Below are 14,482 nucleotides of genomic sequence, written 5' to 3'. Positions count from 1 at the left end.
ACCGGCCCGTCGTGCCGGGGGCGGAGGCCTACGTGGGGTCGAGGTGGCGCAGCAGCGTCTCGCCGAGGTCGCGCATCGCCGCGACCTGCTCCGGCGTGAGCTGGTCGAACAGGTGGGTGCGCACCCCCTCGACGTGGATCGGCGCCGCGGCCTCCAGGGCGGCGAAGCCCTCGTCGGTGAGGACGGCGAGCAGCCCGCGGCCGTCCTCGGCGCAGACCTGCCGGCGCACCCAGCCGCGCTCCTCGAGCCGGGACACCGCGTGGGACAGGCGGCTGCGGGAGGACAGGCAGCGGTCGGCGAGCTCGCTCATCCGCATCTGCCGCCCGGGCGTCTCCGACAGCTGCACGAGGATCTCGTAGTAGGCGTGCGGGATGCCGGTGGCCCGCGTCAGCTCGCGGTCGAGCCGGTCGTTGAGCAGCTGGGAGCTGTAGAGCCACGCACGCCAGGCCCGCTGCTCCTCGGCGTCGAGCCAGCGCGGCTCCCCGACGGGCGGCTCGGGCGCCGACCCCGCACCGGGTGACACCTGCGTCGTCATGCCCTCAGCGTACTGGCGGAATAGTCAAGCGCTCAACTACGCTACGGACCGCGGAAGCTCAAACGCTCAACTACTGAGGGGCCCGACCATGACCAGCACCACCGCCGTTCAGATCCCCGGCTACGTCGCCGGCACCTGGGACATCGACGCCACCCACTCCACCGTCGGCTTCTCCGTCCGCCACATGATGGTGAGCAAGGTCCGCGGCTACTTCACGAAGTTCTCCGGCGAGATCGTCACCGGCGAGGACCCGGCCGCCTCCGCGGTGAACGCCACGATCGACATGGACTCGATCGACACCCGCCAGGAGCAGCGCGACGCGCACATCCGCTCCGCCGACTTCTTCGACGTCGGCAACCACACCGTGATGACCTTCCGCTCCACCGGCGTCGTCGCCGACGGTGAGGACTGGACCGTGCAGGGCGACCTGACCATCAAGGGCATCACCAAGCCGGTCACGCTGGCCCTCGAGCTCAACGGCTTCGGCCCCGACGCCTACGGCGGCTACCGCGCCGGCTTCAGCGCCAAGACCTCCATCTCCCGCAAGGCCTACGGCGTCGACATCGACCTGCCGATGGACGGCGGCGGCGTCGTCGTCGGCGACAAGATCGACGTCGAGCTCGAGATCGAGGCCGTGCTCCGCACTGCCTGATCCACCCGTCGAAGGGCCCCGGACGCCGCTGGCGTCCGGGGCCCTCGCGCGTCCGGGACCCTCCGCGGCTCCTGGCTCACCGTGCCGCGTCCTGGCTCACCGCGGCGCGTCCTGGCTCACCGCGGCGCGTCCTGGTTCACCGTGGACCGTGAGCCAGGACGCGGCACGATCAGCTCACCTGGTCATCCGCGCGCCGGCCGAGGGGACACTGGGGGCATGACGTCGTCGCTCACGCGTGCCCGCACCCGGCTGTCCTCCGCCGTCCTCGTCGCCGTCGGGCTGGCGGCCGGCTTCGGCGTCGCGCAGGGCACCGGGATCCGGGCCCTCGGCGGCGCGGTGTTCGCCGCTGCGGGGGTGGGCGCGGCCACCCTGTGGGTGCAGCGCCGCGGCTGGGCCGTCGCCCTCGGCCTCGGCGGCCTCTACGTGGGGGCGTTCGTCCTGGCGCACGTGCTGGCCCTCGGCGTCGGGCTGCCGGCCTGGCTGGCCGTCGGCCTGGTGACACTCGCCGCCGCGGGGGTCACGTACGCGGTCGCCGACCGGCCGGTGCCCGGCGGGTCCACCCGCTGACCCCGGCGCGGACGTGGCGCCGCGAGGTGCGGCTCGCCATCCTGCCGGCGTGACGACGCGAGTCGACCCGGGATGGCTCCCCGAGGTCCTGCGGACGGAGCCGGCGGAGCGCCGCGCCGCCGTCTGAGGCCGTGAGTCTGGTCACGATCACCGCCGCCGGGGTGACGGATGCCCTGGCCGACCGCCCGCAGCCGGGGGTTCCCGCGCGCTGAGCCCCTAAGCTGGGTGGGAAGGTCGCGACCCCGGCGGCCGTTGTCCGTGGTACCGCGTGCGCAGCCGCCGCGGGAACCCCCTGACTCTCCCTGAGGTGCCCTTCCGCATGCCCACCCGCGACGACCTGCGCAACGTGGCGATCATCGCCCACGTCGACCACGGGAAGACGACCCTCGTCGACGCCCTCCTCCGCCAGGCAGGCGCCCTCGGGCGCGCCAAGGGCGAGGGGACGGACAACGACTCCACGCAGGACCGCGTCATGGACTCGATGGACCTCGAGCGTGAGCGCGGCATCACCATCCTGGCCAAGAACACCGCGATCCACCTGGCCGACGAGAACGGCAACCCCGTCGTCGTCAACATCGTCGACACCCCCGGCCACGCCGACTTCGGTGGCGAGGTCGAGCGCGGCCTGTCGATGGTCGACGGCGTCGTGCTGCTCGTGGACGCCTCCGAGGGCCCGCTGCCGCAGACCCGCTTCGTCCTGCGCAAGGCGCTGGGCAAGGGGATGCCGGTGATCCTCGTGGTCAACAAGACCGACCGCTCCGACGCCCGCATCGGCGAGGTCGTCGACGAGACCTACGAGCTGTTCATGGAGCTGCTCGAGGACTCCGGCATGGACGTCGACAACCTCGACTTCCCGATCGTCTACAGCAACGGCAAGACCGGGCAGGCCTCGCTCACCCGGCCCGCCGACGGCACCTCGCCCGACAGCCCGGACCTCGCCCCGCTGGTGAAGACGCTGCTCGACACCATCCCGGCGCCGGTCTACGACGCCGAGGAGCCGCTGCGCGCGCAGGTCACCAACCTCGACGCCTCGCCCTACCTCGGCCGGCTGGCGCTGCTGCGCATCCACTCCGGGACGATGAAGAGCGGCCAGACGGTCGCCTGGTGCCGGACCGACGGCAGCATCAAGAACGTCAAGATCACCGAGCTGCTGGTCACCGAGGGGCTCACCCGCACCCCGGCCGAGAGCGCCGGACCCGGCGAGCTCGTCGCCATCGCCGGCATCGAGGACGTCATGATCGGCGACACCCTCGCCGACCCGAACGACCCGCGCCCGCTGCCGCCGCTGACCGTCGACGAGCCGTCAATCTCGATCACCATCGGGATCAACACCTCGCCGCTGTCGGGCCGGTCGGGCAAGAAGCTCACCGCGCGGCTGATCAAGAACCGCCTCGACCAGGAGCTGGTCGGCAACGTCTCGGTGCGCATGCTGCCCACCGAGCGTCCCGACACCTGGGAGATGCAGGGCCGCGGCGAGCTCGCGCTGGCGATCCTCGTCGAGCAGCTGCGCCGCGAGGAGTTCGAGCTCACCGTCGGCCGCCCGACCGTCGTCACCAAGGTCATCGACGGCAAGCTCCACGAGCCCGTCGAGCGGGTCACGATCGACACCCCCGGCGAGTACGTGGGCACGCTGACCCAGGCCCTGGCCACCCGGCGCGGGCGGCTGGAGAACCTGGTGCACCACGACACCGGCTGGGCGCGGATGGAGTACGTCGTCCCCTCGCGCGGCCTCATCGGGTTCCGCACCGAGTTCCTCACCGAGACCCGCGGCACCGGCGTCCTCAACCACAACCTCGAGGGCTACGAGCCGTGGCTGGGCGACATGCGCGCCCGGCCGACCGGCTCGCTGGTCGCCGACCGCCAGGGCGTGGCGACGACGTACTCGATGTTCTCGCTGCAGGAGCGCGGCCAGCTCATGGTGCAGCCGGGCACGGACGTCTACGAGGGCATGATCGTCGGTGAGAACTCCCGTCCGGACGACATGGACGTGAACATCACCAAGGAGAAGAAGCTCACCAACATGCGCAAGTCCACCTCCGAGGAGCTGGAGCGGCTGATCCCGCCGCGCATCCTGAACCTGGAGCAGGCGCTGGAGTTCTGCGCCGAGGACGAGTGCGTGGAGGTCACCCCGGCCTCGGTCCGCATCCGCAAGGTGGTGCTCGACCAGACCGAGCGCGGCAAGGCCAAGAACCGCAAGCCCAAGCCCGTCTCGTAACGCCCCGCACAGGGCGTCCAGGAGCCCCCGTCCGGTCCGCCGGACGGGGGCTCCGTGCACGTCCGCGGACGTGCACGGGGGCGTCGTGACCGGATCGTGACCGATCGTGATGACCGGCCGTGTGCCGGCGACAGGCCCGGCTCCGGCTCGCCGGGACCCGGCGACGCGCCGACCTACGGTCGTCCGGTGGACCCGGACGCGGGTCCGCGGCGCGCGAGCGGGAGGCGGGGACTGCTGATGACGACGACCCAGGCGGTGTGGGGAGCGGAGGGCTTCCGCGGCGGCATCGACGTCCGCGTGAGCCTGCGGGCCGATGCGGGGTCGGGGGAGAACACCTTCGACGGGGCGTGGTACCCCCGCACGCACGACCTCGCCGTGGAGGTGCCCGAGCTCGTCGCCGCGCTCGACCGCCGCGGTGTGCGGGTCGAGCGCTTCACCTATCCGCTGGACCCGTGGCTGCCGGCGCCGCGCAAGCTCGTCGTCGACGGCCGCGTGGTGCGCACCGGTGGCTTCCGCAGCATGGACCCCGGCGTGGTCTGCCTGACCTGGGGCGGCGGCAACCGGGTCGCCCACCTGCTGGTCGTGCCGCCGGAGACCGACGTCATCACCGGCGTGCGCGCCCTGCGCCTGTGCACCCGCCGCGGCCTGCCGCGCTCGCCGCAGATGGTGCTCGCCGCCGCGCGCTCCCAGCCCCTGCCGCAGGTGCCCGACCTGCCCGTGGTCACCCGCGCGGTGTAGGACCGGGTACGCCGTCCGCGAACCGGCTGGACGGCGGGCGAGCCGCTGGGCTGGGCTGCGTGCATGCGACTCCTCGTCCTCGGCGGCACCGTCTTCCTGGGCCGGCACGTGGTGGCGGCGGCCCTCGACCGCGGCCACGAGGTGGCCACCTTCACCCGCGGCGTCACCGGCCGCCCCCCGGACGGCGTCCGCGCGCTGCACGGCGACCGGGACGACCCCGACGCCCTGCCGCGCGCACTGGCGGACCGGACGCCGGACCTCGTCGTCGACACCTCCTGCCAGACCCGCGCCGCCGCCGACAACGCCGCGGCCGTGCTGGCCGGCGTGCGCGGCTACGCGTTCACCAGCAGCCTCAACGCCTACGCGAACTGGCCGCCGGGCCCGGTGGGCCCCGAGGACGTCGAGCCGACCTGGGACACCGACGACGACGACTACGGCCCGAACAAGGCCCACGCCGAGCGGGTCCTCGCCGCGGCCGTCGGCAGGGGCTTCCTCACCGCCCGCGCCGGGCTGATCGTCGGGCCGGACGACAACGTCCGCCGGCTGCCGTGGTGGCTGCAGCGGATCGCCCGCGGCGGCCGCGTCGTCGTCCCCGACGCACTCGACCAGCCGATCGCGCTGGTCGACGTCCGTGACCTGGCCGGCTGGCTGGTCGAGATGGCCGAGCGCGGGGAGACCGGGCCGGTGAACGCGACCGGCCCCGCCGGGATGACGACGTTGGGCGGGCTGCTCTGGGCGTGCCGGGAGGTCACCGGCAGCGACGCGGAGTTCGTGGAGGTGCCCGAGGAGGACCTGCTGGCCGCCGGTGTCGAGCCGTGGCTGCACGTCCCGCTGTGGTTGCCCCGAGAAATGGCGCGGACCGCGTGGGACGTCGACACGATCCGTGCCCGGGCGCTCGGGCTGCCCAGCCGGCCGCTGCGGGAGACGCTGGCGGACACCTGGGCATGGCTCCGGGCGACCGACGAGCGGCGGCCTCCGCCTCGTGGGCTGCCCGAGCCGGGCCTGCCCGAGGAGCTCGAGTCCGCCCTGACGTCCGGCCGCTGAGACGGCGAGAGGCCCCGCCCGGCGGACCGGACGGGGCCTCTCCTCGTGCTGCCGCTAGTCGCGCGGGTCGGCCGGGCGGCCGGCGCGCAGGCTGCGCTCGAGGTCCGCGGCGTCCGCGGCGTCGGGCGTGTGCAGCTCCGGCTGCTCGGCCAGGCGGGCGGCCTCGGCGGCGAGCGCGTCGGCGGACTCCTGCGCCCGGTCCTTGCGGTACTGCCGGAAGGAGTGGGCGACGGCGGCGGCCCAGATCACGTAGATCACCGCGTAGACCGCGTAGCGGACCGCGTCGGGGGCGTCGATCCAGTCGCTGCGCAGCAGCGTGCGGGTGTTGGTCAGGACGATCATCCCGCCGACGAGGGAGCCGAGCAGCCGCGGCGGCACGTGCCGGACCAGCCAGGCGGCCAGCGGGGCGGCGACCAGGCCACCGGCCAGCAGGCCCAGCGCCCACGTCCAGTTGACGCCCTGCGAGCCGAGCGCGAGCAGGAACCCCAGGCTGGCGGCCAGCGCGACGAGGAACTCGGAGGTGTCGATCGAGCCGATCACCTTGCGCGGCTCCATCCGGCCGCTGGCCAGCAGTGCCGGGGTGCCCACCGGGCCCCAGCCGCCGCCGCCGGTCGCGTCGACGAAGCCGGCGACCAGGCCGAGCGGGCCGAGGAAGCGCTTGCGGACCGGCTTGCCGAGGTTGCGGCGGTCGATACCGCGGAGGGTGAAGCGGACCAGCAGGTAGGCGCCGAGCGCGAGGAGGATGAGCGACATCACCGGCGCGGCGACCTCGGTGGACAGACCGGAGAGGACCTGCGCGCCGAGGAACGCGCCGACGGCACCCGGGACGCCGACCTTGGCGACGACCTTCCAGTCGACGTTGCCGAACTTCCAGTGGGCGACGCCCGACATCAGGCTGGTGCCGATCTCGGCGAAGTGGACCGTGGCCGAGGCGGCGGCGGGGTTGGTGCCGAAGGCGAGCAGCAGCGTCGTCGAGGTGACGCCGTAGGCCATGCCCAGGCTCCCGTCGACGAGCTGGGCGCCCAGCCCGGCGAGGGCGAGCACGATGAGGGTCTTCACGGGGTGGGGCTCCTGGTCTCAGGGGGCCGCGGGCGCGCAGCAGGGCGCGACTCGTCGCGGGACGGGCGAGGGGGATGCGCCGACGGGCGCGGGAGTCAGCGGCCGGGACAGGTGGCCGTGCACACGCGCAGCAGGTCGACGTGGATCCGCCCCACCAGGAGCACCGCCGTCGCCGCCACGGGGTCTATGTCTACCAGATCGATCGGGATATGCGACGGGCGGGGCGAGAGGTCCCGGTCACCTCGCGCGCACGACGCAACGGACCCCCGGCCGGTCGGCCGGGGGTCCGCTGCGGGGGGCTCCGTGGGGGAGGGTCAGCCGACGACGAGGTCGGTCACGAGGTAGGCCAGCGCCGCCACCGCACCGGCCGCGGGCAGGGTGACGACCCACGCGACGACGATGTTGCCGGCCACGCCCCAGCGCACCGCCGACAGCCGCCGGGTCGACCCGACGCCCATGATCGACGTCGTCGTGATGTGCGTGGTCGAGACCGGGACGGCGAAGACCGTCGCGGTGGTGACCATGACGCTGGAGGCGACCGTCTGCGCGGCGAAGCCGCCCGCGGGGGTGAGCTGGATGATCCGCCGGCCGAGGGTGCGCATGATGCGGAAGCCGCCGGCGTAGGTGCCCGCGCTGATCGCGCCGGCGGCCGCCAGCACGACCCAGAGGGGCACCTCGAAGTCGTCGATCTCCCCGGCGGTGAACAGCGCCAGCGTGATGATGCCCATCGTCTTCTGGGCGTCCTGCAGGCCGTGCCCCAGCGCCATGGTGGCCGAGCTGACGATCTGCGCGTAGCGGAAGCCGCGGTTCGCGCGGGAGACGTTGGCCCGCCGGAAGGTCCACAGGATGACCAGCATGAACAGGTAGCCCAGGCCGAAGCCGACCAGCGGCGAGAGCACCATCGGGATGACGACCTTGTCGAGGATCCCCATCCACTGCACCGAGTGCGCCGCGGCCAGCGCCGCGCCGACCAGCCCGCCGATCAGCGCGTGCGAGGACGACGACGGCAGCCCGAAGTACCAGGTGATCATGTTCCAGGTGATCGCCCCGACCAGCGCGGCGAAGACGATCTCCAGCCCCTCACCGCCCACGGGCGCGTCGATGATCCCCTCGCCGACGGTCTTGGCGACCTCGGTGGACAACAGGGCGCCGACGAGGTTCATCACCGCGGCGAGCGCCAGGGCCACCCGCGGTGTCAGCGCCTTGGTGGAGACGGCGACGGCGATGGCGTTGGCGGCGTCGTGGAACCCGTTGGTGTAGTCGAAGGCGAGGGCGACGACGACGATGACGACCAGCGCGACGAAGGCGGCGTCCATCAGTGCGGGCCGACCAGCGAACGGTCCACGGAGCTCAGGACTCCTTGACCGCGATGGACTCGACGACGTTGGCCACCTTCTCGAAGGCGTCGGCGGCCTCCTCGAGCTGGTCGGCCACCTCCTTGAGCCGCAACACCTCGAGGGCCTCGAACTCGCCGCTGTAGAGCCGGGAGAGCAGCCGCCGGTAGAGCTTGTCGGCCTCGTTCTCGATGCGGTTGACCTCGATCCAGTAGTCGGGGAGGCCCTTCATCGTCTGCAGCCGCGGCATCGCCTCGGCGGTGGTCTCGGCGGCGCGCTGCAGCAGCGCGGTCTGCTGGCTCATCTCCGCGGGCAGGGTGCCCAGCCCGGTGAGGACGACGAGGTCGGCGGCGGCCTCGACGAAGTCCATGACGTCGTCGAGGTGGCTGGCCAGGCTGTAGATGTCCTCGCGGTCGAACGGCGTCACGAAGCTGGAGTTCAGCTGCCGGAAGATCGCGTGCGTCGACTGGTCCCCGGTGTGCTCGAGGTCACGGAGCCGGTCGGCGAGCTCGGCGCGGCGGGCGTGGTCGTGGATGAACTCGCCCAGGACGTCGGTGGCCTCGACGAGGTTCTGCGCCGAGGCGCTGAACAGCGTGTAGAAGCTCTGGTCCTTGGGCGTGAGACTGAAGGGCACGAGGAGGCTCCGGATCGGCGGGTGGAGGGGGTCGCCCGCCGCGTCCTGCGGTCGTTCGGCCGTCGGGCAGCATAGGTACCCGGCCACCTGTCGTTCAGCTCACGGTCACCCGCGCGCCGTACCGGCCCCCTCCCGGGCGTCCCCGCCGAGCGCCTCGACCAGGTCCGCCCGCGCCCGCGCCACCCGCGAGCGGATCGTCCCGACGGGGCACCCGGCCACCTCGGCGGCCTCGGCGTAGGACAGCCCCAGCAGCTGGGTGAGCGCGAAGGCCTCGCGGCGGTCGGGGTCCAGCCGGCCCAGCAGGTCGGTGACGGCGGCACCCTCCCCCACCCGGTCGGCGTCGTCGGCTCGGGTGAGGGCCTCCAGGTCGGCGTCGTCGCGGACGAGGGTCAGCCGCCGGCGGCGCCGGGAGCGGACGGCGTCGGCGCAGACACGGCGGGCGATGGCCAGCAGCCACGTCCGCAGCGACGAACGGCCCTCGAAGCGGTGCAGGGAGGCGAACGCGCGGGCGTAGGTCTCCTGGGTCAGGTCGTCGGCGGACTCGTGGCTCCCGAGCGCCGCGCACAGCCGCCAGACGTCGGGCTGGGTGGCCCGCACGAGGGTCGCGGCGGCGAGGGGGTCACCGTCGACGGCGGCCGCCGCGACCCGCGCCAGCTCGTCCACGTCCCACCTCCGTGCGCATCCCCTGTCGAGCCGGGAACCGGACGGGCCCTCCGCGACGACTACTACGACATGCAGTGTGCCCCGTTCCGCGAGGCGGTCTCCGCGCGACTCGACGGCGAGCCGCTCGGCATGCCCGCCGACGACCTCGACCGCCACCTCGCGGCGTGCCCCGCGTGCGCCGGGTGGGCCGACGCCGTCGAGGGCGTGACCCGCCGGGCCCGGCTGGCCCCCGTCCCGCCGGTGCCCGACCTCACCGCCGCGGTCCTCGGCGCGCTGCCCCAGCAGCTGCCCGGCACCGCCGCGGCAGCGCGCGCCCGCCTGCTGGAGGCCGCGCTGCGGCTGGCGCTGCTCGCGGTCGGCGTGGCCCAGGCGGGGCTGGCGTGGCCGGCGCTGGCCGGCGGCGTCGCGGCGATGAGCGCGCCGGTGCACGTGGCGCACGAGACGGGCGCGTGGAACCTGGCCGTCGCCGCCGCCTTCCTCGCCGTCGCCGCGGCACCGCGGCTGGCCGCCGGAGCGCTGCCGTTCCTCGCCACCTTCACCGTCCTGCTCACCGTGACCACCGTGCGCGACCTGCAGGCCGGCCACGTGCACGCCGACCGCGCCGCGGCCCACCTGCTGCTGGTCGCGGGCGTGGTGCTCATCACCGTCCTCGCCTGGCGGCAGCGGCCGCGCCGGGCCGCGGCTCCGGCGCGCGCCCGGCGGGTGGTCGCGTGAGCGCCACCGCCGGGGCGCGCCGCTCACCGCGGCCGGTCCTGCTGCTCGTCCTCCTGGCCGGCTGGCTCGGCCTGGGCGTGCTCACCGCCGGGCCCGCCTCCGCCCACGCCGAGCTGGTCTCCACCGACCCGGGGGAGAGCGCCCGCCTCGACGCGGTGCCCGCCCAGGTGACGCTGCGGTTCAGCGAGGGCGTGTCGCTCGGCGCCGGCTACGCCCGCGTCCTCGGCGGCGACGGCGCGCGGGTGGACACCGGCGCGGCCGCCGTCCGCGACGACACGCTGACCATCCCGCTGCGCGGCGACCTGCCCGACGCCAGCTACGTCGTCACCTACCGGGTGGTCTCGGCCGACTCGCACCCCGTCAGCGGCGCGTACGCGTTCGTCGTCGGCGACGGCGAGCTCGCCGACGCCGGCGCGGTCGCCGCCGACCCCGACGCCGACCCGTTCGTGGCCGCCGCGCTCCCCGCCGCGCGCAGCCTCGGCTTCGCCGGCGAGGCGGTCGGCCTGGGCGTGCCGGCGTTCCTGCTGCTGGCCTGGCCGGCCGGCTGGGCGTCGCGTCGGGTGCGGCGGCTGACCACCGCGGGACTCGTCACGGTCGCCGGTGCGGCGGTCCTCACCTTCCTGCTGCAGGGCCCGTACACGGCCGGCGCCGGGCTCGGCTCGCTCCTCGACCCCGCGCTGCTGGCCTCCACCGGCTCGTCGGCCTTCGGGCTCACCACCCTCGGCCGCGGCGCGCTGGCCCTCGTCCTCGCCGCGCTCCTCGTGCCGCTGTGGCGCCGCGGCGCCCCGCCGCAGTCCCAGGAGGTCGCGGGCCCGGCCGTCCTCGGGGCCGGCGTCGTCCTGACCACCGCCGCGGTCGGGCACCCGGTGGCCGGCAGCATCCCGGTGTTCGCCACCGCGGTCACCGCGGTGCACGTCGCGGCCATGGCGGTGTGGCTGGGCGGGCTGGCCGCGCTGCTGGCCGGGCTGCTGCGGCCGGGCGTCGAGGCCGGTGAGCTGGCCGCGGCGCTGCCCCGGTGGTCGCGGATCGCCTCGGCCGCGGTGGCCGCCCTCGTGGTGACCGGCGTCGTCCAGTCGGTCCGGGAGGTCGGCTCCCCGGCCGCGCTCGTGTCCACCGCCTACGGCTGGATCCTGCTCGCCAAGCTGGCCCTGGTGCTGCTGCTCCTGGCCGCCGCCGGCGTCTCGCGCGTCTGGGTGCAGCAGCACCTGGGGCTGGCGCGGCCGCGGCCCGGCGGGCGCCGGCGGGTGACCGTGCACGCCTTCGCGGCCCCTGCCGGCGGAGCCGACGAGGCCCCGGTGGTCGAGGCCGCCCGCGCCCGTGCGGCGGTGCAGGCCCGCGGCGCGGTGGAGGACGTCGCCCCGCTGCGTCGCTCGGTCCTCGTCGAGGCCGCCGTCGCCGCGGTCGTGCTGGTCCTCTCGGCGGTGCTGGTGGGCACCCCGCCGGCCGCGGCCACGGTCGCCGAGCCGGTCGACGTCACGCTGCCGCTGGAGTCGGCGGCGGGGGAGTCCGGCAGCGTGCAGCTGTCGGTCGACCCGGCCCGGGCGGGCGCCAACACCCTGCACGTCTACCTGTTCGACGACGACGGGCAGCTCGCCCAGCCCGCCGACCTGCGCGTGACGCTCACCGAGCCCGAGCAGGAGATCGGCCCGCTCGACGTCGACCTCGAGCCCGCCGGCCCCGGCCACTGGGTGGCCGACGGGATGTCGATCCCGGGCGCCGGCACCTGGACCGTGGCGGTCACCGTCCGGCTCGACGAGTTCACCGCCGCCACCGCCACCACCGCCTTCCCGGTGCGCTGAGACCCGCTGGAACCGAGACGAGGAGAACCGTGTCCCCGACCCCCCTGCGACCGCTGGCCCGTGCCGGTGTCGTCCTGGCCGCCGTCCTGACCGCCCTGGTCGCGTCCGTCGTGGCCGCCACCGGCGCGTCGGCGCACGTGACGGTCTCGTCGGCCGACGCCACACCCGGCGGCTACGGGAAGCTCACCTTCCGGGTGCCCAACGAGAGCGACACGGCGAGCACCGTCTCGCTGCGCATCTCGATCCCGGAGGACGAGGCGATGGCCTCGCTGCAGGCGCAGGAGGTGCCGGGCTGGACGATCACCACCACCTCCGCGCAGCTCGACGAGCCCCTCGACGCCCACGGGCAGGAGATCACCAGCTACGTCTCCGTGGTGGAGTTCCGCGCCGACGCCGGCGGCGGGATCGCCCCGGGCCGCTTCCAGGAGTTCGCGCTGTCCGGCGGGCCGTTCCCCGACGCCGAGACGCTGTCGTTCCCCGCGGTGCAGACCTACAGCGACGGCACCGAGTCGGCCTGGATCGAGCCGACCGTCGAGGGCCAGGAGGAGCCGGAGAACCCGGCGCCCACCCTCACCCTGGCGTCGGGAGCCGGCGCCACCGACGCGGCCACCGACACCGCGGCGGCCACCGACACCGCGGCGGCCACCGACGAGCACGGCCACGGCGGCCCGGTGAGCAACGAGCCGGCCGGTCTGGCGCTGTTCCTCGCCATCCTGGCGCTGGTCGTCGGGCTCGCGGGCGTCGTCCTCGGCTACCGGGCGGGCCGACGTACCGTGTCCTCGTGACCGCTCCCGCGCGCGGCCGGACCGCCGCGCTGCTGCTCGCCGCCGGCCTGGCGCTGTCCGCCTGTTGCTCCGACGGCGGGGACCCGGCGGCCGCCGCCGAGGACCACGACCACTCGGGCGGTGCGGTCGCCTCGCTGGAGGGCCCCGGCGACGAGTACGCCGGCATCGACCTGCGCGACCCGTTCCAGCGCCCGACGTTCACCCTGACCGACACCTCCGGCGCGTCCTACGACTTCGCCACCGCCACGGCGGGTCGCCCGACGCTGCTGTTCTTCGGGTACACGAACTGCCCCGACATCTGCCCGACGACGATGGCCGACGTCGCGCTCGCGCTGCGCGACACCGACCCGGCGCTGGCCGAGCAGGTGCAGGTGGTGTTCGTCACGACCGACCCCGCCGCCGACACCCCGCCGGTGCTCGGCGAGTACCTCGACCGCTTCGACGCCGACCTGCCCACGCAGTTCGTCGGCCTGACCGGCGAGCAGGCCGCGATCGACCAGGCGCAGCTGTCGGCCGGCGTGCCGCTGGCGGAGGAGGACGGCCGGCTGCACAGCTCGCTGCTGCTGCTGTACGGGGCCGACGACGAGGCGCACGTGGCCTTCGACGCCGGCAACACCGCCCGGGACATCGCCGGCGACCTGGCCGCGGTCGCCGCCGCGGCGTGAGCGGCGTCGGCGCCGCCGGTGCGCGGCTGCTGGTCGTGCTGCTCGGCGTGCTGGCCACCCTGGCCCTCGCCGGCCCGGCGCGGGCGCACGTGGGCGGCGAGGTGGCCGGCAGCGACTTCGACGGCCGGGTCACCTCGGTGCAGCCGGCGGTGCCGGGCGTGAGCGTGCGGGTGCTGGAGTTCGGGGACGTGCTCGAGGTGGTCAACACCACCGGCACCGAGCTGACGGTGCCCGGCTACTCCGACGAGCCCTACCTGCGCATCGGGCCGGACGGCGTCTGGCGCAACGCGCACAGCCCGGCGACGACGATCAACCTCGACCGCTACGGCCGGGTGACCCTGCCCGAGGACGCCGACCCGCGGGCGGAGCCCGAGTGGGTGCAGGTGTCCACCGAGCCGCAGTACACGTGGCACGACCACCGCACGCACTGGATGAGCGAGAGCCAGCTGCCGCCCGCGGTGGCCGCCGACCCGGCGCACGCGCACACGGTGTTCGACTGGACGGTCCCGATGCGGCACGGCGAGACCGCGGTGACCGTCCGCGGCGAGCTCACCTGGAGCCCGCCGCCGCCGGCGGCGCTCACCTGGGGCCTGCACCTGGCGCTGGCCGCCGTCGTCGCGGCGGCCGGGCTGCTCGCCCGCACGCCGCGGGCGCTGGGCGCGGTGATGGCGCTGGGCGGTGTCGCCGCGCTGTGGCACGCGGCGAGCACGCCCGAGCCACCGGTGACGGTGTCCTCGCACGCGGCGGCGGTGGTGTCGGCGCTGCTGCCGGCCGTCACTGCGGCGCTGGTGGCGGTGCTGGGGCTCCTCGCCGCCCGCCGCGGGCGCGGGGGGATGGCCGGACTGTGCGCGGTCGTCCTCGGCTGGCTGCTGCTGGTGCAGGGCCTGCCCGACGTCGACGTGCTGTGGAGCGCGCACGTGGCCGCCGGCGGGCCCGGGCTCCTGGCCCGGGCGGCCGTGGCCGTCCTGGTGGCCGGTGGCGCCGGCCTGGTCGTCGGGGGCCTGGCCGCGGCACGGCGTCTCCGCGACCCCGAGCGGGCAGGGCGCGAGCCGGAGCCCCAGCCGGTCGGCTGAGGCTC

At 75.1% G+C, this 14,482-nt stretch carries 15 protein-coding genes; 10 read left to right on the top strand and 5 right to left on the bottom strand.

The window, feature by feature from the left end; translation table 11 throughout:
- Positions 1–28 precede the first annotated feature (28 nt).
- Entirely contained in the window at positions 29–535 is a 507-nt protein-coding gene (locus JD79_RS00890) for a MarR family winged helix-turn-helix transcriptional regulator (protein WP_110004015.1), read from the bottom strand.
- A gap of 88 nt (positions 536–623) precedes the next feature.
- Here JD79_RS00890 and JD79_RS00885 point away from each other — a divergent pair, with 88 nt between their 5' ends.
- From JD79_RS00885 to JD79_RS00865, 5 genes are all read left to right on the top strand, one after another.
- Complete coding sequence (locus JD79_RS00885; protein ID WP_110004014.1) at positions 624–1,187, top strand: YceI family protein; 564 nt, start codon at positions 624–626, stop codon at positions 1,185–1,187.
- 216 nt (positions 1,188–1,403) lie between these two features.
- Positions 1,404–1,754 (top strand): hypothetical protein, encoded by a 351-nt coding sequence (locus tag JD79_RS00880; RefSeq protein ID WP_110004013.1) that lies wholly within the window; start codon positions 1,404–1,406, stop codon positions 1,752–1,754.
- A 319-nt stretch (positions 1,755–2,073) separates the two neighbouring features.
- Positions 2,074–3,969 carry a translational GTPase TypA gene (gene typA, locus JD79_RS00875; RefSeq protein WP_110004012.1) on the top strand — a complete coding sequence of 632 codons (1,896 nt, stop codon included), beginning with the start codon at positions 2,074–2,076 and terminating at the stop codon, positions 3,967–3,969.
- A 237-nt stretch (positions 3,970–4,206) separates the two neighbouring features.
- On the top strand, positions 4,207–4,707 hold the full coding sequence (locus JD79_RS00870; RefSeq protein WP_110004011.1) for a DUF5994 family protein: 501 nt from the start codon (positions 4,207–4,209) through the stop codon (positions 4,705–4,707).
- Positions 4,708–4,770: 63 nt separating this feature from the next.
- Positions 4,771–5,751, top strand: a complete 981-nt coding sequence (locus tag JD79_RS00865; RefSeq protein ID WP_110004010.1) for an NAD-dependent epimerase/dehydratase family protein — start codon at positions 4,771–4,773, stop codon at positions 5,749–5,751.
- Between the two features lie 54 nt (positions 5,752–5,805).
- Here the strand turns inward: JD79_RS00865 and JD79_RS00860 are convergent, their stop codons facing one another.
- From JD79_RS00860 to JD79_RS00845, 4 genes are all read right to left on the bottom strand, one after another.
- Positions 5,806–6,810, bottom strand: coding sequence for a sulfite exporter TauE/SafE family protein (locus JD79_RS00860; RefSeq protein WP_110004009.1), 1,005 nt, complete (start codon positions 6,808–6,810; stop codon positions 5,806–5,808).
- Positions 6,811–7,124: 314 nt separating this feature from the next.
- Positions 7,125–8,126, bottom strand: a complete 1,002-nt coding sequence (locus JD79_RS00855) for an inorganic phosphate transporter (protein ID WP_110004008.1) — start codon at positions 8,124–8,126, stop codon at positions 7,125–7,127.
- A gap of 34 nt (positions 8,127–8,160) precedes the next feature.
- Positions 8,161–8,778: a DUF47 domain-containing protein gene (locus JD79_RS00850; protein ID WP_110004007.1), complete on the bottom strand. Its 618-nt coding sequence runs from the start codon at positions 8,776–8,778 to the stop codon at positions 8,161–8,163.
- Between the two features lie 105 nt (positions 8,779–8,883).
- Positions 8,884–9,441 (bottom strand): sigma-70 family RNA polymerase sigma factor, encoded by a 558-nt coding sequence (locus JD79_RS00845; protein WP_110004006.1) that lies wholly within the window; start codon positions 9,439–9,441, stop codon positions 8,884–8,886.
- 69 nt (positions 9,442–9,510) lie between these two features.
- On the opposite strand from JD79_RS00845, the gene JD79_RS00840 reads away from it, so the two are divergent.
- From JD79_RS00840 to JD79_RS00820, 5 genes are read left to right on the top strand one after another with little or no spacing between them, the layout of a single operon-like run.
- Positions 9,511–10,155, top strand: a complete 645-nt coding sequence (locus tag JD79_RS00840) for a zf-HC2 domain-containing protein (protein WP_110004005.1) — start codon at positions 9,511–9,513, stop codon at positions 10,153–10,155.
- On the top strand, positions 10,152–11,954 hold the full coding sequence (locus tag JD79_RS00835; protein WP_110004004.1) for a copper resistance CopC family protein: 1,803 nt from the start codon (positions 10,152–10,154) through the stop codon (positions 11,952–11,954). The genes JD79_RS00840 and JD79_RS00835 overlap by 4 nt, the downstream gene beginning before the upstream one ends.
- Before the next feature lie 29 nt (positions 11,955–11,983).
- The gene (locus JD79_RS00830) at positions 11,984–12,739 is read left to right on the top strand and encodes a YcnI family copper-binding membrane protein (protein ID WP_110004003.1); all 756 of its coding nucleotides are present in this window, start codon (positions 11,984–11,986) and stop codon (positions 12,737–12,739) included.
- Entirely contained in the window at positions 12,736–13,404 is a 669-nt protein-coding gene (locus JD79_RS00825) for an SCO family protein (protein ID WP_110004002.1), read from the top strand. Before JD79_RS00830 ends, JD79_RS00825 begins: the two co-directional genes overlap by 4 nt.
- Complete coding sequence (locus tag JD79_RS00820) at positions 13,401–14,477, top strand: hypothetical protein (protein ID WP_110004001.1); 1,077 nt, start codon at positions 13,401–13,403, stop codon at positions 14,475–14,477. Before JD79_RS00825 ends, JD79_RS00820 begins: the two co-directional genes overlap by 4 nt.
- The last annotated feature ends 5 nt before the right edge of the window (positions 14,478–14,482 follow it).

The organism is Geodermatophilus normandii (genome assembly GCF_003182485.1).
Lineage (GTDB): Bacteria > Actinomycetota > Actinomycetes > Mycobacteriales > Geodermatophilaceae > Geodermatophilus > Geodermatophilus normandii.
Note: the sequence above shows the minus strand (reverse complement) of the source record. Positions and strands in the feature narration are given on the sequence as shown.